The sequence below is a fragment of the Modestobacter sp. VKM Ac-2977 genome (assembly GCF_026968045.1).
In the GTDB taxonomy this organism is placed as follows: domain Bacteria; phylum Actinomycetota; class Actinomycetes; order Mycobacteriales; family Geodermatophilaceae; genus Modestobacter.
Genome location: NZ_JAPVBQ010000001.1, coordinates 259,287 through 278,111, shown reverse-complemented (window position 1 = coordinate 278,111; position 18,825 = coordinate 259,287). Strand labels below are relative to the sequence as shown.

The following is an 18,825-nucleotide window of genomic DNA, read 5'->3' as shown; positions in this document are numbered from 1 at the left end:
AACGGACGGCGCGGTCTCCTGGTTCCGCGAGCCGACCAGGGACCGGTGGGTCAGGGCCGCCAGTTGCCGGTGGCGACCACGACGAGGCCGGGCTCGGCCACGCCGGGCACCTCGAAGTAGCGCGCGACGGGGCCGGTGACGTCGGGGAACTGCTCGACCAGCTGGGCCGCGGCCTGCTGCTGCACCGGGTCGCCCTCGCTGTAGTAGACGGTGGTGGTCGCCACGTCGCTGACCGGCGAGCCGGCGGTGCCGATCACCTCCCAGCCGTTCGCGCTGAACTGCTCGCCCACGTCGGCCGCCAACCCGGTGATGGTGGTGCTGTTCAGCACCGTGACCGGCGCGAACACCGGCCCCACCGGTGTCTCGGCCGCCACCTCCGCCGGAGGCACGCTCTCCGGCACCGGGGCGGCGGCGGGCGCCGGCTCGCTGGCGGTGGGCAGCGGGGTCTGCGCGGAGGTCTCCGCGGTACCGGGTCCGGTGAACGACCAGACGCCCAGCACGACGAGCGCGAGGACGACGACGGCGAGCAGGCCCTGCACGCCCCGGCGCGGCCCCCGGGGGACCTCGTCGGTGTGCACCTCCACACGGCCGGGACCGGACCGGGCCGGTGCGGCCTCCGGACCGGCCGGCGGAGCACTGCGCCGGCCGTCCTTCTTCCGCGCCGCCTCGGCCGCCTGCCGCTCCAGCCGGGCCGCGGCCCGACCACCCACGGGGACGTCGACAGCCCGCCGCGACGGGGCGGACGCCGGCCCCGGGCCCGGCTCGGGCTCGGCTCGGGGGGTGCGGACGTCGGCGCGCCGGGGCACGGCCGGGGTGGGCGTGGGTGCCCGCCCGGCGGTGCTGCTCCCCCGCGCGGGCAGCAGGGGCTCACGCAGCGGCGCCACCGGCGCTGCCGGGGTGGCCACGGAGGCGCCCCAGGCCGACTCGGCCGGCACCGAGCCGGAGACGCGCTGGGTGACGTCCGGCAGGGGTGCGCTGGGCTCGGCCGCCCAGCTCGGCATGCCCGTCGTCATCGGGGCCACGGTCGAGCCGGTGGACTCCGCACGCCGGCCACCCGACGGCGGAGGCGCGGGGCGGGCGGCCGGCGGCGCGGTGCGGGGCTCCAGAGCGGGCGCACCCGGCGAGGAGCTGGGCGGGACGGGAGCGGCCGGCGTGGCGGCGGTCAACGGGCCGGAGACCGGCGGCATCGGCCGCGGTGCGGGGGTCCGGGGACCGGCGACCGCAGGGCGCTCCCCGGCGGTGGCCGGAGGGGCCTGGTCCGTGCGTCGCCGGCCACCGACGGGGGGCGGCGCGCTGGGCCGGCCGGCCGGCCGGCGGAGCAACGGGTCCTCGCCCGCCGGCAGCAGGCCCTCGCGCCGGCGCTCGGCCCGGCTCTGTCGGGGCAGGGTCATCGCCGCGTCGCTGTCGGGCGCGGGCCGCTGGGGCGCGCGCGGGGTCACCGAGCGGGGAGCCGCCTCGGACGGACGCGCGGACTCGACGGGCGGATCGGTGCGCCGACGCCCCGGGCTCGGGGTCGCCTCGGACGGACTTCCCTCACCGAACGGCGCCGCATGCCTCCCCACAGTGAGACAGGCTAGTCGCGACGGAGGTCCGTGCCCAGGACCCTGCCGGAGCGCTGACGCTGCCGCCCGGCACGCATCCGGCGCAGCCGACGCACCAGCAGCGGGTCGACGACGAGGGCCTCCGGACGGTCGATCAGGGCGTTGAGCACCTGGTAGTAGCGGGTGGACGTCATCCCGAAGCGCTCCCGGATGGCGGCTTCCTTGGCGCCCGGGAAGCGCCACCACTGACGTTCGAAGGCCAGGATCTCCCGTTCCCGAACGGGCAGGCCCGCAGCCGTGTCGTCCCCAGGCGTCCCGCCCGTCACAGCAGCCCCGTCCGCTGCGGTCGCCTGCGCCGTCCCGGGCTCGGTCCCGACCACCGCCGTGCGCTCGTCCGCCGTCGGCCCGACGGGCTGCACGGGGTCGTCGCTCATGGTCGTGCCTCCGAGGGAAGGGCGTCGGCCAGGCGCACCTGGCCCCGGGTTCCGGACCCCGTCGACGGTAGCCGTGTGGCAGCCGCTCCGGAGCGGCTGCGACCCGGGCGCGTCGGCAGCCCGTGCAGAGCGGTCAGACGCCGGCCGGCAGGGGTGCGGCGGCCCGCCGGTTGCTGTGCGCGTTGCGCAGCATGTCGGCGGTGAAGACGGCCAGCGCGAGCCAGACGACGGCGAAGCCCACGAGCCGGGCCGGCGGCATCGGCTCGTGGTAGACGAAGACGCCGATGGCCAGCTGGATCAGCGGCGTGACGTACTGCAGCAGGCCGACCGTCGACAGCGGCACCCGGCGGGTGGCGGCGGCGAACAGCAGCAGCGGGACGGCGGTGGCCAGGCCCGAGCTGGCCAGCAGCAGCCCGTTCCCCACGCCCGCCGTCCCGAAGGCGGCCTCGCCCTGGGCGCCCAGCACGCCGATGACGGCCAGCGCGGGGAGGAACACGACCGCCGTCTCCACGAACAGGCCGGGCGCGGCATCGACCCGGACCAGCTTCTTCATCAGGCCGTAGAGGCCGAAGCTCACGGCCAGGGCGAGGGAGATCCATGGCGGGTGGCCGTAGTCGACGGTCAGCACGAGGACCGCCACCACGGCGATGGCGACGGCGAGCCACTGCAGCCGGCGGAGCCGCTCCCGGAAGAACACCACCCCGAACAGGACGCTGACCAGTGGGTTGATGAAGTACCCCAGCGACGCCTCGACCACGTGCCCGGAGTTGACCGCGTAGACGTAGACCAGCCAGTTCACCGCGATCAGCACGGCGGCGACCGCCAGCACCAGCAGCGCCCGCCAGTCGGTGACGACGGAGCGCACCTGGCTCCAGCCCCGCCGGACGGTGAGCAGGAGCCCCACGAACAGCAGCGACCAGACCACCCGGTGCGCGACGATCTCCAGCCCGCCGGCCGGCTCGAGCAGGGGGAAGTAGAGCGGGAAGACCCCCCACAGGGCGTAGGCGCCGAGACCGGCCCCCACCCCCACACGCCGTTCGTCCACCGGCGCACCGTACGCCCGCCCACCACCGGGTCCGCAGCGGTGGGACCACCTCGGCCACCGCCCTGCTCCGTCCGCCGCAGGCCTACCGTGGGCGACGTGCACGCGGGACGCCCCAACCCGGCCCAGTGGCTCTGGTACGCCTACGGCGGTGGGCTGCCGCCCTCGCTGTCGGACTGGGTCCTCGACGACACGACCCGGCGCAGCTGGGTGTGGCGGCACCTGGCCCGCGCCCTGGTGCAGCTCGCCCCGGTCCTCCTGCTGTGCCTGCTGGTCCCGCCCGTGCCCTTCGACATCCGGCTCACCGCGACCCTCGGCGGGGTGGTCATCGGGCTGCTGTTCTCGGTGGCCTACATGACCGAGACGACCGAGCACCGCGCGGTCAAGGCCGGCTGGCCGCCGGGGACGACGGCCGCGCGCCGCGCCGAGCGAGCCGAGCGGGAACGGATCGAGCGCCAGGCCCGGTACCGCTCCGGCGGCGCGGGCAGCTACGACTAATGAGAGACCCCGTCCGGGGGCGTGCGGTGCAGGGCGAGGACGTCGCCCTGACCTGAGCCGCTAGTCCTCGACGCGGAACCCGATCTTCATCGTCACCTGGAAGTAGGCGACGTCGCCGTCGACGACCTGGCCGCGGATCTCCTGGGTCTGGAACCACTCGATGTGGCGCACCGTCTCCGAGGCCTTGCGCACGGCCGTGCGGATGGCGTCGTCGACGCTGGTGGTGGAGCTGCCGACGATCTCGCTCAGCCGGTACACGTGGTCGCTCACGACGGGACTCCTCGACACCGGCTGCCCGGACGGCAGCGCTCGGCCTCGACCCTGGCACGCCTCGGCGCAGCCCGCGAGCGGGGTGGAGCCCCATGTCCGGATTGAACGGACGACCTTCCGCTTACAAGGCGGGTGCTCTACCACTGAGCTAATGGGGCGACGCGCTGATCGAGCGCCGCAGAGCAGGCTACCGGGGGCTGGTCGGGGCCAGCGGTGACCGTCGCACCGGTCGGTCGTCAGGCGGCGTCGTAGCCCGCCGCGGGGTCGCCGGAGACGTACTCCGCCGGGTCGCTGTCGACGGTCGCCCCGGCGGAGAGCCAGCGGGCGAACCCCTCGGGGTCGCGGCGCTCCAGCTCGTCCAGCGCCTCCTGCCGGCGGTGCACCAGCTGCTGCCGGGCCACCGGCTCGCGGGTCTCGGCCAGCGCCGCCGAGGTGCGCACCCACTCCCGGCCCAGCGCCGGCACCGACAGCGCCCGCACCCACCCGTCGTCGGCGGCCAGCGGCAGCACGACGGCGGGGGCGGCCCGCCGGGCGGCCCGCACCCGCCGCACTGCCCACCTGACGAGCAGGACCAGCACCCCGGTCGCCGCCAGCAGCACCGTCATCGCGCCACCGGCCACCACGGCACAGCCGCTGAGCACGAGCAGCACGGCCACGGTGACCACGGCGCTGCGCCAGGCCGCGTCGACGGCCGCCTGCCGCGGGTCCCGGACCGCCGCGTCCCGGGCGATGCCCGCACCGAGGCAGGCGGCGACGCCCGCGGCCAGCGCCACGGCGACCAGACCGGGCAGCCCGAGCGACACACCGCCGACCGCCGCCAGCGCACCCCCGACCAGCACGAACATGCCTTGGGCGGCGCGGGTGAACAGGACAGGAAGGGGCACGGGTGGCCTCCAGGCTGCGAACAGGTGAGGGGTCTCGGCCGTCCCGTTCCCCGCGCCGGGCTTGATCACCCCTGCCGACGGTGCGGCGCAACCCCGGCCGCCGTCGCCCCGGCGAGCGACGTCCAGCTGATTCACAGCTCACCACCAGTCACGAGCCAGTCCGAGGGAGCACAGTGGGGTCTTCGCGGCGGGGAGGTCCTGCCGTGAGGAGGGACTTCCGTGAGTGAGCAGAACCGCCCGGCCGACGAGACGGGCCTCGGCACCGACCGCAGTGCCGGTTCCGGCTGGGCGCCACAGCAGAGCCGCCCGGCGTCCACCTACCAGACCCCCGGCTCCGGGCAGCCCGCGAGCGCCCCGACCGAGCAGTTCCCGACCGCCGGTCCCGCGGAGCAGCCGTCGGCCACTCCGCCGTTCATGGCCGGCCCCGCCGCGGCGCACCAGCCGTGGCCGCCGGCCGGCTACGGCACCGCCGGGTACCAGCGCACCTTGGGGGCGAGCGCACCCGCCGGTGCCGTGCCCCCCGCCTTCCAGACCCAGACCCAGGCCTTCCCGCAGGCGTCCTACGGCCCGCAGCCGTTCCCGGCCGCGTCGTACGAGCCGGCGCGGCGGACCGGGCGCTGGCGGCTGGGCGTCGCCGGGCTGGTCGCCGGTGCGCTGATCGGCGGTGGCGCCGGCGCCGGCGTGGTCGCGCTGAGCGACGTGGACACCGTGGTCAGCGCCAGCGGGGCGAGCGCGCAGCCCGTCGTCATCAAGGACGCTCAGAAGGCCACGAGCACGACGGCCGCTGCCGCCGCGGCGGCCCCCAGCGTGGTCACCCTGTACGTGAGCGCCGCCGCGGGTTCGGGGTCGGGCTCCGGCGTCGTCCTGTCCGAGGACGGCTACGTGCTCACCAACAACCACGTGGTGAGCCTGGACAGCAGCACCGACGACGTCACCGTGCAGGTGCGCACCTCCGACGGGACGGTCTACGACGCCACCGTCGTCGGCACGGACCCGAGCAACGACCTCGCCGTGGTCAAGCTCTCCGACGCCGGCGGGCTGACCTCCGCGGTCTTCGCCGACTCCGAGGCCGTCCAGGTCGGCGACCTCGCGGTCGCCATCGGTGCACCTCTCGGACTGACCAACACGGTCACCGACGGGATCATCAGCGCCACCAACCGGGCGGTGCAGGCCGGGTCGACCCAGGACGAGAGCACGGTGATCGACGCCCTGCAGACCGACGCGGCCATCAACCCGGGCAACTCCGGCGGTGCGCTGGTGAACGCCGACGGCGAGGTCATCGGCATCAACACCGCGATCGCGTCGGTCGCCAGCACGGGCCTGCCGGGCCAGGAGGCGACCAGCGGGAACATCGGCGTGGGCTTCGCCATCCCGTCGAACACCGCGCAGCGGATCGCCGAGCAGATCATCGACACCGGCTCGGCGACGCACGCCCTGCTCGGGGTCAGCGCCCGCACGGCGGCCGACGCCGGTTCCGCCGTCGGGCAGGGCGCCCAGGTTGCCACGGTCTCCGAGGGCTCCGCCGCCGACGAGGCCGGGCTGCAGGCCGGTGACGTGATCACCGCGGTCGGCGACCGGCCGATCACCACCTCCACCGAGCTGACCGCCGCGATCCGCAGCGCCCAGCCCGGCGACGAGGTCACGCTGACCGTCCGCCGCAGCGGGGACAGCAGCGAGGTCGAGGTCACCCTCGACGAGACCTCGGACTGAGGAAGGGCCCCTCTCCCCCCCCCCACGCAGAGGAGCCACCTCCTGTGACCGACGACCCCGGTGCCGCCCCCGCGGCCCCGGGGTCGTCGCACGTCCGGCGTGGGGTGCTGTGTGCCGACGCCTAGGCTCGGCCGGGTGCCCGGACCCCAGCTGACCACCCCGCTGGCCGAGTCGCTCGACGACCCCCAGCGCGCCCGCGACCTGGCCAAGATGAAACGGCTGGCCACCGGGCTGTTCGTGCTCGCCGCCCTGGTCTTCCTGGGCTGCGTGCTGCTGGGCGAGGAGGCGGGCAGCTGGGTCGGGTACGTCCGGGCCACCGCGGAGGCGTCCATGGTCGGTGCCCTGGCCGACTGGTTCGCCGTCACCGCACTGTTCCGGCACCCGCTGCGGCTGCCGATCCCACACACCGCGATCATCCCGCGCAAGAAGGACCAGATCGGCACCAGCCTGGGCACCTTCGTCCGGGAGAACTTCCTGACCCGGGCGGTCGTCGACGAGCGGCTGGCCACCGTCGACGTCCCCGGCCGGCTGGGCGAGTTCCTGGCCGCTCCGGGCCGGGCCGAGCGGCTGGCCGGCGACGCCGGCGCCGCCCTGGGCGGGCTGACCGACCTGCTGAAGGACGACGAGCTGCAGCCCGCCGTGGCCGCCTTCGTCGACCGCAAGCTCCGGGAGACCCCCGCCGCACCGGCCGTGGCACGGGGCATCGAGCTCGTCGTCGACGGCGATCGGCACCAGGAGGTGCTCTCCGCGGGGCTCACCGGACTGGCGAACTTCCTGGCCGACAACCGGCTGGTCTTCCGCACCCGGCTCGGCGACGCCTCCCCCGCCTGGGTGCCCGACTGGGTCGACGACCGGGTGTTCGACCGGGTGTTCGACCTGCTCCAGGGCTTCCTCGCCGAAGTGGGCGCGGACCCCCGGCACGAGCTGCGCCGCAGCTACGACAAGCGGCTGCGGGCCTACGTGCACACATTGCGCACCGATCCGGAGGCCGCGGCCCGGGTCGAGCGGTTCAAGGAGGAGCTGCTGGACCACCCGGCGGTGCGCACCTGGTCGGGCTCGCTGTGGAGCACGGCGAAGAACGCCGTCGTCACCGCCGCCGCCGACCCGGACTCCGAGCTGCGGGCGCGGGTGGTCGGACTGATCCGCTCCGGCGCGCAGCTGCTGCAGACCGACCCGACGGTGCGCGAACTGGTGCAGCGGCAGTCCCAGCGGGCCGCCGGGTACGCCGTCGAGCGGTTCTCCGGCGACGTCGCCGACCTGGTGGGCACCACCGTGGCCCGCTGGGACACCGAGGAGACCAGCCGGCGGATCGAGCTCCAGGTCGGCCGGGACCTGCAGTGGATCCGGGTGAACGGCACCGTGGTCGGCGGCCTGGCCGGCCTGGTCATCTACACGGTGGCCCAGCTGCTCGGCTGATCGCCGTCCGGGGCTGAGCCGCCCCCACGACCGTCGAGCCGCGTCATGCCCCGGCTCACCCGACGGGGACGCGGCTCACCCTCGACCGCCGTCGCCGGCCGAGCCTGCTCAGCAGACCCGGCCGGTCCGGTCACCGGCGGGCGGAGGCCGCCGCGTACAGCGCGATCCCGGCCGCGACGCTGACGTTCAGCGACTCGGTGTCCTTGGTGATCGGGATGGACAGGACGACGTCGCAGCGCTCCCGGACCAGCCGGGACAGCCCGGTGCCCTCGGCCCCGACGACCAGCGCGATCGGGTCGGCGAAGCCGTCGTACTCGTGGATGCCCATGTCGCCGTCGGCCGCCAGGCCGACGGTCTGCAGGCCCGCCTCCTGGTAGGAGGCCAGGCTGCGGCCCAGGTTGACGGCTCGGGCCACCCGCAGCCGGGCTGCCGCGCCGGCACTGGTGCGCCAGGCCGAGCCGGTCATGCCCACCGCGCGGCGCTCGGGCACGACGAGACCGTGGGCGTCGAAGGCCGCGGCCGAGCGGATGACCGCGCCCAGGTTGCGCGGGTCGGTGACGCCGTCCAGCGCCACGACCAGCGGCGGGCGGCCGGAGTCGCGGGCGATGTCGAGCAGGTCGTCCGGGTGCGCGTAGTCGTAGGGCGGCACCATCAGACCGATGCCCTGGTGCAGCGCGTGGTCGCTCATCCGGTCGAACTCGGCCTTGCCCACCTCGAGCAGCGGAAGCCCGCGGTCGGCGGCCAGCTGCACGGACTCCGCGATCCGCTCGTCGGTCCCGCCGCGGCTCGTGTCACCGGTGACGACGTAGAGCGCCGTCGCCGGGATGCTGGCCCGCAGCGCCTCCAGCACCGGGTTGCGGCCCAGCAGCAGCTCGGGGGCCTCGGCGTTGCGCCGCTGCACCCGCTGCCGGTTGTCCTGGCGGGCCGCGGCGGCCTTCGCCGCCTTGTACGCAGGGTGGTGCGGCCGGTCCGTGGCCTTCGGGGTGGCGCCCCGCCCGGCCAGCGACCGGCGGTTCTTGCCGCCGGTGCCGGACGTCGCGGTCTTCTTGCCGGCGCCGGCCGAGCGGCCGCGCCGTTGACTGTTGCCGGCCATCAGGTCAGCTCCCATCGTGTGCCCTGGGGGGTGTCCTCGACCTGCACGCCCAGGGCGCCGAGCTGGTTCCGGATCGCGTCAGCTGACGCGTAGTCCTTGCGGGCCCGGGCCGCGGTGCGCTGCTCCAGCGCGAGCGCGACCAGGCCGTCGGTGGCCTCGGCCAGGCGGCGGTCGCCGCCGGCGTCGGCCCACTGCGGGTCGAGCGGGTCGAGACCGAGCACCCCGAGCATCGCCCGCACCGCGCCCAGCGCGGCGGCGAGCGCCTCGGCGTCGTCGGCGGCCAGCGCGCTGTTGCCCTGGGTGACGACCTCGTGGACCACCGCGACGGCGGCGGGCGTGCTCAGGTCGTCGTCCAGGGCGGCGGTGAACTCGGTGGGCAGCACCGGCTTGCCGGCGTCCTCCCCCACCACCTCGGCCGCGCGCCGGACGAAGGACTCCAGCCGCCGGTAGGCGACCCCCGCCTCCTCCAGCGCCGGCTCGGTGAACTCGATCGTGCTGCGGTAGTGCGGCGCCACGAGGTAGTAGCGGAGCTCCACCGGGCGCACGCGCTGGACGACCTCGTCGACCAGCGCGGTGTTGCCCAGCGACTTGCTCATCTTCTCGCCGCCCATGGTGACCCAGCCGTTGTGCAGCCAGTAGCGGGCGAACCCGTCACCGGCGGCCTGCGACTGGGCCCGCTCGTTCTCGTGGTGCGGGAAGCGCAGGTCCAGCCCACCACCGTGGACGTCGAACTCCGCGCCGAGGTACTTCTCGGCCATCGCCGAGCACTCCAGGTGCCAGCCCGGTCGCCCGCGGCCCCAGGGGGTGGGCCAGGAGGCCGTGGCGGGGTCGCCGTCCTTGGCCGACTTCCACAGCGCGAAGTCCCGGGGGTCGCGCTTGCGCTCGTCGGTCTCGGTGTCCGCGGCCGGCTGCAGGTCGCCCAGCTTCTGGCCGGTCAGCTCGCCGTAGCCGGGGAAGGAGCGGACGTCGAAGTAGACGTCGCCGTCGACGTCGTAGGCGTGCCCGCCGGCGATGAGCCGCTCGATCAGCTCGACCATCTCCGGCACGTGCCCGGTGGCCCGCGGCTCGTAGGTGGGCGGCAGCGTGCCCAGCACGTCGTACGCGCGGGTGGCGGCACGCTCGTTCTCGTACGCCCAGGCCCACCACGGGACGCCGGCCGCTGCGGCCTTGGTGAGGATCTTGTCGTCGACGTCGGTGACGTTGCGGACGTAGGTGACCTCGTTGCCCTGGTGCAGCAGCCAGCGGCGCAGCACGTCGAAGGCGAGGGCGAACCGGACGTGGCCGATGTGCGGCGGGCCCTGCACGGTGAGCCCGCAGACGTACATGGAGACCTGTCCTGCACGCAGGGGCGTGAAGTCACGCACGGCACGCACGGCCGTGTCGTACAGGCGGAGGCTCACCGTGCGGATCCTACGGGCGCGGTGGACGTGCTCCGGACCACCAGCGCGGTGGCCACCGCGGCCCGCCCCTCGCCACGGCCGGTGAGGCCGAGCCCGTCGGTCGTGGTGGCGGTGACGCTGACCGGCGCACCGAGGGCCGCAGAGAGCACCGCCTCGGCCTCCGCCCGGCGGGGACCGACCTTGGGCGTGCTGCCGATCAGCTGCACCGAGGCGTTGCCGACCTGCCAGCCCGCCGCGGTGAGCACCTCGCGGACGTGCTCCAGCACGGCGGCACCACGGGCGCCGGCCCAGCGGGGATCGTCGGTGCCCAGCAGCCCGCCGATGTCGCCGAGGCCGGCGGCCGACAGCACGGCGTCGGTGAGGGCGTGGGCGACGACGTCGCCGTCGGAGTGCCCCGCGCAGCCGTCGACGCCCGGCCACTCCAGCCCGGCGAGCCAGCAGGGGCGCCCGGCCTCGATCGGGTGCACGTCGGTGCCGATGCCGACGCGGGGCAGCTCCGGGTTCACCGGGGCCGCTCGGTCTGCAGCTCGGCCATCCGCAGGTCGTGCGCGACGGTGACCTTGGCGGCTCGCTCGTCGCCGGCCACGGTGTGCACCGGGATCCCGGCGGCCCGGACCACCGAGGCGTCGTCGGTGAACTCGGCCGCGGTGCCGTGCGCGTGGGCGTAGGCGGCGACCAGGGTGGCCCGGTCGAAGCCCTGCGGGGTCTGCACCCGGCGCAGCGGGGCGCGGGGCACGTCGGCGGTCACCACGCCGTCGCCGTCCACGACCACGGTGGTGTCCACGACGGGCAGCACCGGGACGACGGCCCGGGCGCCCCCGGCCAGGGCGGCCAGCACCCGGGCGACGACGTCGGGCGGGGTCAGCGGTCGCGCCGCGTCGTGGACCAGCACCGTGTCGGCGTGCTCGCGGGCGGCGCCGAGGGCAGCCCGGACCGACGCCGTACGGGTGTCCCCGCCGATGACGACGTGCACGTCGTCGGGGAGGACGGCGATGAAGGCCGCCTGCTGGGGCGCCGGGACGGCCACCACCACCTGTTCGACCCCGCCGGCCCGCAGCGACTCGACCGCCCAGCAGACCAGCGGCCGGCCCCCGAGGGGCACCAGGGCCTTGGGCAGCTCTGCCCCCAGACGCAGACCACTCCCGGCCGCTGCGACGATGCCGACAGCGTGCACGGGAGTGGTCTGGGTGTCTCTGAGGTGGAGCTGGGCGATCAGGAAGCCAGGACCTCGTCGAGGAGGACCTCGGCCTTGTCCTCGTTGGTGCCCTCGGCGAGCGCGAGCTCGCTGACCAGGATCTGCCGCGCCTTCGAGAGCATGCGCTTCTCGCCGGCGGACAGGCCGCGGTCCTTGTCGCGACGCCAGAGGTCGCGCACGACCTCGGCGACCTTGTTCACGTCGCCGGAGGCCAGCTTCTCGAGGTTGGCCTTGTAGCGCCGCGACCAGTTGGTCGGCTCCTCGGTGTGCGGAGCGCGCAGCACCTCGAAGACCTTGTTCAGGCCCTCCTGGCCGACGACGTCACGGACGCCGACGATCTCGGCGTTGTCGGCCGGCACGCGGACGGTCAGGTCGCCCTGGGCGACCTTGAGCACGAGGTACGACTTCTCGACGCCCTTGATGGTGCGCTGCTCGATCGCCTCGATGAGCGCCGCGCCGTGGTGCGGGTAGACAACGGTCTCGCCAACAGTGAAGCCCATGTGTATGTGACCCCTTTCGCTCACCCCAGGTTAGCACGAGAGGATGCGGTCCGGCTCGGCAGAGTGCTACAAAAGTGCTGGTCAGCGGCGTGATCGAGGTCGACACGGGGTTGACAGGGAGGTGGTCGGTGTGCAGTCGGAGGGTGCCGTGCGCCGCCCCGGCCGGTTCGCGATCGCTGCGGCGATGGCCCGCGCGACCCACTTCGAACCGACGCTGGCGGTCACCACGGTCGCCGTCCTGCTCGCCGTCGCCGCCGACGTCCCCGCCGGCCGGACCGGGCTGGTCGGGGTCGCGGTGCTGGCCGGGCAGGCCGCCATCGGCTGGTGCAACGACTGGCTCGACGCCGACCGGGACCTCGCCGTCGGCCGGACCGACAAGCCCGTCGTCCAGGGGCTGCTGACCCCGGCACTGCTGCGCCGGGCCACGGCGCTCGCCGTCGCCGTCGCCGTCGTCACGTCCCTGGCGTTGGGCGTCGTGCCCGGCCTCCTCCTCCTGGTGCTGGTCGCCAGCGGGCTGGCCTACGACGCCGGCCTCAAGCGCACCGCACTGTCCCCGCTCCCCTACCTGACCGGTTTCGGCGCGCTCCCCGCCGGCGTGGTCGCCGCGGCGCCGGGCGGCCCTGGAGCACCGTGGTGGCTGATCGCGGCCGGGGCGGCGCTCGGCGGGGCGGCGCACGTCGCCAACGTGGCGCCCGACGTCGACGACGACCTGGCCACCGGCGTCCGCGGCCTGCCGCACCGGGTCGGGGCCGTGCCCTCCGCGGTCGCCGGCGCCGTGCTGCTGGGTGGTGCCACCCTGCTGCTGGTGCTGGGGCCACCCGGCCCACCGGGCACGCTCGGCTGGCTGGCCTGCGCCCTCGCCGCGCCGGCCGTGGTCGTCGCCGCCCTCGCCGGCAGTCCCCGAGCGCGCCGGCTCGCCTTCCCGGCGGTGCTGCTGCTGACCGTGCTCGACGTCGCCCTGCTGCTGGCCGGCGGGGCGGCGATCACCTGATGAAGGGCCGCAGTCAGCGCGGGCCGGTGCCCCGGTCGCGCTCCTGCTCCACGACGGCGTCCAGGTCCCTGAGCCGCCCCAGGCCGGACAACGGCTGACGCATCCGCCGGTTCTCGGCCAGCCGCTCACGGTTGCGCTCCAGGAACGCCCAGTACCCGGCGGTGAACGGGCAGGCGTCCGCACCGAGCCGCTTCTTCGGGTCGTACCGGCAGCCGCCGCAGTAGTCGCTCATCCGGTTGATGTACGCACCGCCTGCGGCGTAGGGCTTGGTCGCCAGCACGCCGCCGTCGGCGTGCTGGCTCATCCCGACGACGTTGGCGACCATCACCCAGTCGTAGCCGTCGACGAAGACCCGGTGGAACCAGTCGGTCATCGCCAGCGGCTCGATCCCGCGCTGCAGCGCGTAGTTGCCCAGCACCATCAGCCGCGGGATGTGGTGCACCCAGCCGCGCTCGCGCACGTCCCGGACCACGGAGGACAGGCAGTTGGCCCCCACGGCCTCGGCCTCCAGGTCACCCAGCCAGGACGGCACCTCCGCGTGTGCGGCCAGCGCGTTCCCGTGCCGGTAGTCGCGCCCGAGCTGCCAGTAGAGGTGCCAGATCCAGTCCCGCCAGCCCATCACCTGCCGGACGAATCCCTCGACCGAGTTCAGCGGCAACGGGTCGCCGGCGGCCACCGAGTCGCGGTACGCCTGCTCGGCCCGGGCGACGACGTCCGCCGGGTCGACGAGCCCGAGGTTCAGCGACGCGGAGAGCATCGAGTGCGCCAGCCACGGGTCACCGGCCAGCATCGCGTCCTCGTGCGGGCCGAACGCGCGCAGCCGGTGGGTGAGGAAGTCCGCGAGCCGCTCCTCGGTCTCGGCGTGCGTGACCGGGAACAGCCGCGGCCCGTCGTCCCCGACGAAGGCGACGTCACCGTCGGCCGCCCAGCGGTCCAGGTCGGCGCGCACCTGCTCGTCGATCTCGTCCTCGACGGGCAGCCACGGCGGCGGGACGTCCACCCGCCCGTCGGCCGGCGCCGGCTCCCGGTTCTCGTGGTCGAGGTTCCAGGTGCCACCGGCCGGCTCCGCCCCGTCCATCAGGACGTCGTGCACCCGCCGGGCCACCCGGTAGAAGTCGTCCATCAGCAGGCGCTGCCGGGAACGGCCCTCCGCCCAGCGGCGGAAGTCGGCCTGCCGGGTCACGAACCCCCGGGCCTCCAACACCGTGACGCCTGGACGGCGGAGCACGAAGTCACGCGCCGGCCAGGTGGTCGGCGCGCACACCGACAGGGGCTCCCGGACCCGGTCCAGCGCCTCGGCGTAGCTGTCGGTCTGCAGGAAGGTCGCCTGGTCGCCGAGCTCGGCCGCACGGTGCCGGAGGGCCGACAGCAGCAGGTGCGCCTTCTGCCGGTGGAAGCGGCGGCGGCGGAAGACGCCCCGCGACTCGACGAGCAGCACGGGCTGCCCCGGCGCGTCGAGGAAGTGCGGCCCGAGCTGGTCGGCGAAGCACCAGCGGCGGGTGTCCGGGGCCTGAGCTGGGAAGTCGGCGAGCGCGGGGTCGCCGGACCCCGGGAGGTCGCGCACGCCACCTGCCGCCACGTCCCTCACCTCCCAGCGGACATCCTGGGGTGCCGGTTACGCTCAGCGCGACTCGTGCCACCGGCGTCCTCGGTGGCCGACACGTCTCTGGAGGTCGACGCTGTGAACCGCGCACCGCGCGCTGCCGTGATGGGCGCCCTGCTGCTCACCCCGATCGCGCTCACCGCCTGCAGCGCCGGTCAGGTCACGCAGACCTCGACCCAGGAGCCGAACGTGGGCAACCAGGCCGACCTGGACGACGTGACGCTGCGGGCGCTGTCGCTGCCCTACCCGACCGGCGGGCAGTACAGCAGCGGGAGCGACGCCCGGCTGGTCGGTGCCGTCGCCAGCACGGGCCTCGAGGAGGACACCCTCGTGTCGATCGAGGGCGATGCCTTCGAGAGCGTCGAGGTGATCGACCCGGACGCTGCCGAACCGGCCGCCGAGACCAGCGGCTCCACCGACCTGGGCCTCACCGTCCCGCCGAACGGCATCCTGTACCTGAGCAGCGGCGAGGGGCCCACCGTCGCGCTCGTGGGCCTCACCGAGGCCATCGGGCCGGGCGAGTCCATCGACGTGACCTTCACCTTCGAGGAGGCCGGCGAGATCACCCTCCCGGTCCCCGTCGGGGTGCCCACCCGCGACCTCCCGCGCGGTGAGGGGTTCGACTTCCACGGCGAGGAAGAGGTCGCCGGCGAAGAGGGCTCCGTCGAGGAGAGCTCCGGCCAGGAGGCCCGCGAGCAGGAGTCGGCCGAGGGCGAGGGCTGAGCGACCTCCTCCCCGGACTGTCGTACCCCGCCGTCACCATGACGGCGTGCCAGCATCCGGTGTGAAGTCCTCCCGTCCCGCCCATCGCTGTTCCGAGTGCGGCTACGCCTCGGCGAAGTGGGTCGGTCGCTGCCCGGAGTGCCAGGCCTGGGGCAGCGTGCAGGAGGTCGGCACCGTCGGCTCCCCGCTGCGCGCCGTCTCCGCCGGCCCGGTCAGCGCCAAGGCGCGCCCGATCGGCCAGGTGGAGCTCGCCGGCGCCCGGGCCGTGCCCACCGGCATCACCGAGTTCGACCGTGTCCTCGGCGGCGGCCTGGTGCCCGGAGCGGTGCTGCTGGTGGCCGGCGAGCCCGGCGTCGGCAAGTCCACGCTGCTGCTGGAGGTCGCCCACCGGGTGGCCGCGGCCAACGGCCCGACGCTGGTCGTCTCCGGCGAGGAGTCCGCGGCGCAGGTCCGGCTGCGGGCCGAGCGGATCGGCGCCCTGCACGACCAGCTCTACCTGGCTGCGGAGACCGAGCTGTCCGCGGTGCTCGCCCACGTGGAGGACGTGAGCCCCACCCTGCTCGTGCTCGACAGCGTGCAGACCGTCCGGTCCCCCGCCGTCGACGGCACCGACGGTGGGGCCACCCAGGTCCGCGCGGTGGCCAGCGCCCTCAGCGCGGTGGCCAGGGCCCGCAACATGACCACGATCCTGGTCGGCCACGTCACCAAGGACGGCGCGATCGCCGGGCCGCGGGCACTCGAGCACCTGGTCGACGTGGTGGTCTCCTTCGACGGCGAGCGCCACTCGACGCTGCGCCTGGTGCGAGCCACCAAGAACCGGTTCGGCCCGGCCGACGAGATCGGCTGCTTCGAGATCGGCGACGGCGGCGTCGTCGGCGTCCCCGACCCGTCGCACCTGTTCGTCTCCCGGCGGTCCGCACCGGTGCCCGGCAGCTGCGTGACGGTGACGATGGAGGGCAGCCGGCCGTTGCTCGCCGAGGTGCAGGCCCTGGTGGCGACCGCCGGCGGTGGCGGTTCACCACGCCGCGCGGTCAGCGGGCTGGACTCCCAGCGGATCGCCATGATCAACGCCGTGGTCGAGCGCCGCGGCGGGGTCCGGCTGGCCGACGCCGACGTCTTCGCCGCCTCCGTCGGCGGCGTCCGGATCGCCGAGCCGGCTGCCGACCTGGCGCTGGCCCTGGCGATCGCCTCGGCCGCCAAGGACCGCCCGCTGCCCGCCGGCCTGGTCGCGATCGGCGAGGTCGGGCTGTCCGGGGAGATCCGGCGGGTGGGGGGCACCGGGCGGCGGCTGGCCGAGGCGGCACGCCAGGGGTACACCGCCGCACTCGTGCCGGTGGACTCCGGTCCCGCACCCCGGGGGATCCGGCTGATCGAGGTGCCCGACCTGGGAGCGGCCTTCACCCGGATGTGGTGACGCAGCGCGACCGCCGCCGGGCGAACGCCCTGACGGGGGACCCGTGGTGACCGACCTCCTCTCTCCGCCCCGTAGGATCGGCCGCCGTACCGCCCGACCGTCAGGAGCGTTCGTGTCCCCCGCTGTGGACCCCGAGGCCGCGTTGCGGGAACTGCTCGGCCGGATCGCCCCCGGTACCGCCCTCCGGGACGGCCTGGAGCGGATCCTGGCCGGCCGCACCGGAGCCCTGATCGTCCTGGGCTACGACCGCGTCGTCGAGTCCCTCTGCACCGGTGGCTTCGCCCTGGACGTCGCACTGTCGGCCACCCGGCTCCGCGAGCTGGCCAAGATGGACGGCGCCGTGATCGTCTCCTACGACGGCACCCGGATCGTCCGGGCCGGTGTGCACCTGATGCCCGACCCGACGATCCCCACCGAGGAGTCCGGCACCCGGCACCGCACCGCCGAGCGCGTCGCACTGCAGACCGGGTTCCCGGTCATCTCCGTGAGCCAGTCGATGCACATCATCTCGGTGTACGTCGCCGGCCGGCGGTACACCCTCGAGCACCCCACGACCATCCTGGCGCGTGCCAACCAGGCCCTCGCCGCCCTGGAGCGCTACAAGCTCCGGCTCGACGAGGTCGCGAGCACGCTGTCCGCGCTCGAGATCGAGGACCTCGTCACGGTCCGTGACGCGATGAGCGTCAGCCAGCGCCTGGAGATGGTGCGGCGGATCGCCGACGAGATCGAGGGCTTCGTCGTGGAGCTGGGCACCGACGGCCGGCTGCTCGCCCTGCAGCTGGACGAGATGCTCGCCGGCGTCGAGGAGGACCGCGGCCTGCTGGTCCGCGACTACCTCCCCAGCGCGCGTCGGAACCGCACCGGCGAAGAGGTGCTCGGCGACCTGCGCGCCCTGACGGCCACCGAGCTGCTCGACCTCTCCGCCGTCGCCCGCTGCTACGGCCTGCCGACCTCCCCCGACGCCCTGGACTCCCCGGTCAGCCCGCGCGGCTACCGGCTGCTGGCCCGGGTCCCGCGGCTGCCGGCGGGCATCATCGACCGGCTGGTCGCGCACTTCGGCGGGCTGCAGAAGCTGCTGGCCGCCACCATCGAGGACCTCCTGGCCGTGGAGGGTGTCGGTGAGGCGCGGGCGCGCGGCATCCGGGAGGGTCTGTCCCGGCTCGCCGAGACCTCCATCCTCGACCGCTACAGCTGAAGAAGGACCGCTGCCCCCCAACGCTCGCAAGCTCGCATCGGGCCCCTGCAGCGGGGCCGCACGGGCCTGCGGCCCGTCAGGTCAGGGTGAAGGCGGCGTCGGGGCTGGTCGCCGTGTCCAACCGGCCGCGCAGCCGGTAGTCCCCCGGTGCCGGCGGAACGCGCTCCGCGGTGCACCCCGGGGTGCTGCTCAGCCCACCCCACACCACCGGGAACACCACGGACTCCCCCGGCTGCAGAGTCCGCGGGTCCGTCGTCGCCTCCGGGAAGCAGTCGTTGCTCCCCCACACCCGGGTGCCCGACGCGTCGACCATGACGATCTCCTGCAGCCCCTTGTCCAGCGCACGGACGCAGGAGACCGGCGAGACGTTGGTGACGACCAGGTCGAACGTCGGCTTGCTGCCGACCGGGCTGCTGGCCGGGGTCGGCCGCACCTCGACGCCGATCATGTCGTTGTTGCAGGGCCCGCCGTCCACGGGCAGCGCCTCGGCCGACGACTCCTCATCCTCCGGCTCCTCGTCCTGCGGCTCTTCGTCCTGCGGGTCCTCGTCCTGCGGGTCCTCGGCAGGCTCGGCCGTCGGGAGCTGCACCGCCGCCAGCGACGGCACGACCTGGTCCAGGGCCGGCGCGGGTACCGACTCATCGCCCGCGGCGGTCACTACGGTGTCCTCGTCCGGCGAGCCGGTGGCCACCGCGACCCCCAGCCAGCCGCCGCCACCGAGCACGCCCACCGCGCAACCGAGGACCAGCAGACGCCGTCGCCAGTAGACGACAGCGGGCAACGGGCCGACCGGGTGCAGCACGTCGGCGACGCTAACCGGCGAGCCGGTCGCCGACAGCGCGCCACGCCCTGACCGGAGGGTGCCCATCGCCCCGGCGCAGTCCCGGACCCCGGCCCACCCGGCGGGTGGTGACGG

At 75.0% G+C, this 18,825-nt stretch carries 19 protein-coding genes and 1 tRNA gene; 7 read left to right on the top strand and 13 right to left on the bottom strand.

Annotation, left to right across the window (positions count from 1 at the left end; translation table 11 throughout):
* Positions 1-50 precede the first annotated feature (50 nt).
* The 3 genes from O2V63_RS01325 to rarD all read right to left on the bottom strand — a co-directional run bounded on the left by O2V63_RS01325 (position 51) and on the right by rarD (position 3,020).
* Entirely contained in the window at positions 51-1,391 is a 1,341-nt protein-coding gene (locus O2V63_RS01325; protein WP_269165769.1) for a LytR C-terminal domain-containing protein, read from the bottom strand.
* A 182-nt stretch (positions 1,392-1,573) separates the two neighbouring features.
* Positions 1,574-1,975 carry a DUF3263 domain-containing protein gene (locus tag O2V63_RS01320; protein ID WP_269165768.1) on the bottom strand — a complete coding sequence of 134 codons (402 nt, stop codon included), beginning with the start codon at positions 1,973-1,975 and terminating at the stop codon, positions 1,574-1,576.
* A gap of 133 nt (positions 1,976-2,108) precedes the next feature.
* Positions 2,109-3,020, bottom strand: coding sequence for an EamA family transporter RarD (gene rarD, locus O2V63_RS01315; protein WP_269165767.1), 912 nt, complete (start codon positions 3,018-3,020; stop codon positions 2,109-2,111).
* 96 nt (positions 3,021-3,116) lie between these two features.
* Between rarD and O2V63_RS01310 the strand changes: the two genes are divergently transcribed.
* Positions 3,117-3,515, top strand: a complete 399-nt coding sequence (locus tag O2V63_RS01310; protein WP_052090981.1) for a DUF5313 family protein — start codon at positions 3,117-3,119, stop codon at positions 3,513-3,515.
* Positions 3,516-3,575: 60 nt separating this feature from the next.
* On the opposite strand, the gene O2V63_RS01305 is transcribed toward O2V63_RS01310, so the two are convergent.
* From O2V63_RS01305 to O2V63_RS01295, 3 genes are all read right to left on the bottom strand, one after another.
* Positions 3,576-3,785, bottom strand: a complete 210-nt coding sequence (locus tag O2V63_RS01305; RefSeq protein WP_036334618.1) for a dodecin — start codon at positions 3,783-3,785, stop codon at positions 3,576-3,578.
* Positions 3,786-3,868: 83 nt separating this feature from the next.
* Positions 3,869-3,943, bottom strand: a tRNA-Thr gene (locus tag O2V63_RS01300).
* Positions 3,944-4,021: 78 nt separating this feature from the next.
* Positions 4,022-4,669, bottom strand: coding sequence for a hypothetical protein (locus tag O2V63_RS01295; protein WP_269165766.1), 648 nt, complete (start codon positions 4,667-4,669; stop codon positions 4,022-4,024).
* Between the two features lie 219 nt (positions 4,670-4,888).
* Here O2V63_RS01295 and O2V63_RS01290 point away from each other — a divergent pair, with 219 nt between their 5' ends.
* Complete coding sequence (locus tag O2V63_RS01290) at positions 4,889-6,379, top strand: S1C family serine protease (protein ID WP_269165765.1); 1,491 nt, start codon at positions 4,889-4,891, stop codon at positions 6,377-6,379.
* 135 nt (positions 6,380-6,514) lie between these two features.
* The gene (locus O2V63_RS01285; RefSeq protein ID WP_269165764.1) at positions 6,515-7,795 is read left to right on the top strand and encodes a DUF445 domain-containing protein; all 1,281 of its coding nucleotides are present in this window, start codon (positions 6,515-6,517) and stop codon (positions 7,793-7,795) included.
* 130 nt (positions 7,796-7,925) lie between these two features.
* On the opposite strand, the gene rlmB is transcribed toward O2V63_RS01285, so the two are convergent.
* The 5 genes from rlmB to O2V63_RS01260 are packed head-to-tail and all read right to left on the bottom strand — an operon-like array spanning position 7,926 to position 11,983.
* Positions 7,926-8,888 carry a 23S rRNA (guanosine(2251)-2'-O)-methyltransferase RlmB gene (rlmB, locus tag O2V63_RS01280; protein WP_269165763.1) on the bottom strand — a complete coding sequence of 321 codons (963 nt, stop codon included), beginning with the start codon at positions 8,886-8,888 and terminating at the stop codon, positions 7,926-7,928.
* Entirely contained in the window at positions 8,888-10,288 is a 1,401-nt protein-coding gene (gene cysS / locus O2V63_RS01275; RefSeq protein WP_269165762.1) for a cysteine--tRNA ligase, read from the bottom strand. The genes rlmB and cysS overlap by 1 nt, the downstream gene beginning before the upstream one ends.
* Complete coding sequence (gene ispF, locus O2V63_RS01270) at positions 10,285-10,794, bottom strand: 2-C-methyl-D-erythritol 2,4-cyclodiphosphate synthase (protein ID WP_269165761.1); 510 nt, start codon at positions 10,792-10,794, stop codon at positions 10,285-10,287. The genes cysS and ispF overlap by 4 nt, the downstream gene beginning before the upstream one ends.
* Positions 10,791-11,462, bottom strand: coding sequence for a 2-C-methyl-D-erythritol 4-phosphate cytidylyltransferase (gene ispD, locus O2V63_RS01265; protein ID WP_269165760.1), 672 nt, complete (start codon positions 11,460-11,462; stop codon positions 10,791-10,793). The genes ispF and ispD overlap by 4 nt, the downstream gene beginning before the upstream one ends.
* 38 nt (positions 11,463-11,500) lie before the next feature.
* Positions 11,501-11,983 carry a CarD family transcriptional regulator gene (locus O2V63_RS01260; RefSeq protein WP_036334607.1) on the bottom strand — a complete coding sequence of 161 codons (483 nt, stop codon included), beginning with the start codon at positions 11,981-11,983 and terminating at the stop codon, positions 11,501-11,503.
* Between the two features lie 130 nt (positions 11,984-12,113).
* On the opposite strand from O2V63_RS01260, the gene O2V63_RS01255 reads away from it, so the two are divergent.
* Complete coding sequence (locus O2V63_RS01255) at positions 12,114-12,974, top strand: UbiA family prenyltransferase (RefSeq protein WP_269165759.1); 861 nt, start codon at positions 12,114-12,116, stop codon at positions 12,972-12,974.
* A gap of 13 nt (positions 12,975-12,987) precedes the next feature.
* Here O2V63_RS01255 and O2V63_RS01250 read toward each other — a convergent pair whose 3' ends face one another.
* Positions 12,988-14,553 carry a cryptochrome/photolyase family protein gene (locus tag O2V63_RS01250; protein WP_269165758.1) on the bottom strand — a complete coding sequence of 522 codons (1,566 nt, stop codon included), beginning with the start codon at positions 14,551-14,553 and terminating at the stop codon, positions 12,988-12,990.
* Positions 14,554-14,655: 102 nt separating this feature from the next.
* Here O2V63_RS01250 and O2V63_RS01245 point away from each other — a divergent pair, with 102 nt between their 5' ends.
* The 3 genes from O2V63_RS01245 (at position 14,656) to disA (ending at position 17,909) form a co-directional block, all read left to right on the top strand.
* Complete coding sequence (locus O2V63_RS01245) at positions 14,656-15,300, top strand: copper chaperone PCu(A)C (RefSeq protein ID WP_269165757.1); 645 nt, start codon at positions 14,656-14,658, stop codon at positions 15,298-15,300.
* Between the two features lie 46 nt (positions 15,301-15,346).
* Positions 15,347-16,714: a DNA repair protein RadA gene (radA, locus tag O2V63_RS01240; protein WP_269165756.1), complete on the top strand. Its 1,368-nt coding sequence runs from the start codon at positions 15,347-15,349 to the stop codon at positions 16,712-16,714.
* Between the two features lie 112 nt (positions 16,715-16,826).
* Complete coding sequence (gene disA, locus O2V63_RS01235) at positions 16,827-17,909, top strand: DNA integrity scanning diadenylate cyclase DisA (RefSeq protein WP_269165755.1); 1,083 nt, start codon at positions 16,827-16,829, stop codon at positions 17,907-17,909.
* A gap of 76 nt (positions 17,910-17,985) precedes the next feature.
* Here disA and O2V63_RS01230 read toward each other — a convergent pair whose 3' ends face one another.
* Entirely contained in the window at positions 17,986-18,711 is a 726-nt protein-coding gene (locus O2V63_RS01230) for a MucR family transcriptional regulator (RefSeq protein WP_269165754.1), read from the bottom strand.
* Positions 18,712-18,825 lie beyond the last annotated feature (114 nt).

What these genes read in the sequence shown, in the direction of transcription:
- O2V63_RS01325 (WP_269165769.1), bottom strand. Translation starts at nt 1,391, where the DNA reads ATGACCCTGCCCCGACAGAGCCGGGCCGAGCGCCGGCGCGAGGGCCTG.
- O2V63_RS01320 (WP_269165768.1), bottom strand. Translation starts at nt 1,975, where the DNA reads ATGAGCGACGACCCCGTGCAGCCCGTCGGGCCGACGGCGGACGAGCGC.
- rlmB (WP_269165763.1), bottom strand. Translation starts at nt 8,888, where the DNA reads ATGGCCGGCAACAGTCAACGGCGCGGCCGCTCGGCCGGCGCCGGCAAG.
- O2V63_RS01260 (WP_036334607.1), bottom strand. Translation starts at nt 11,983, where the DNA reads ATGGGCTTCACTGTTGGCGAGACCGTTGTCTACCCGCACCACGGCGCG.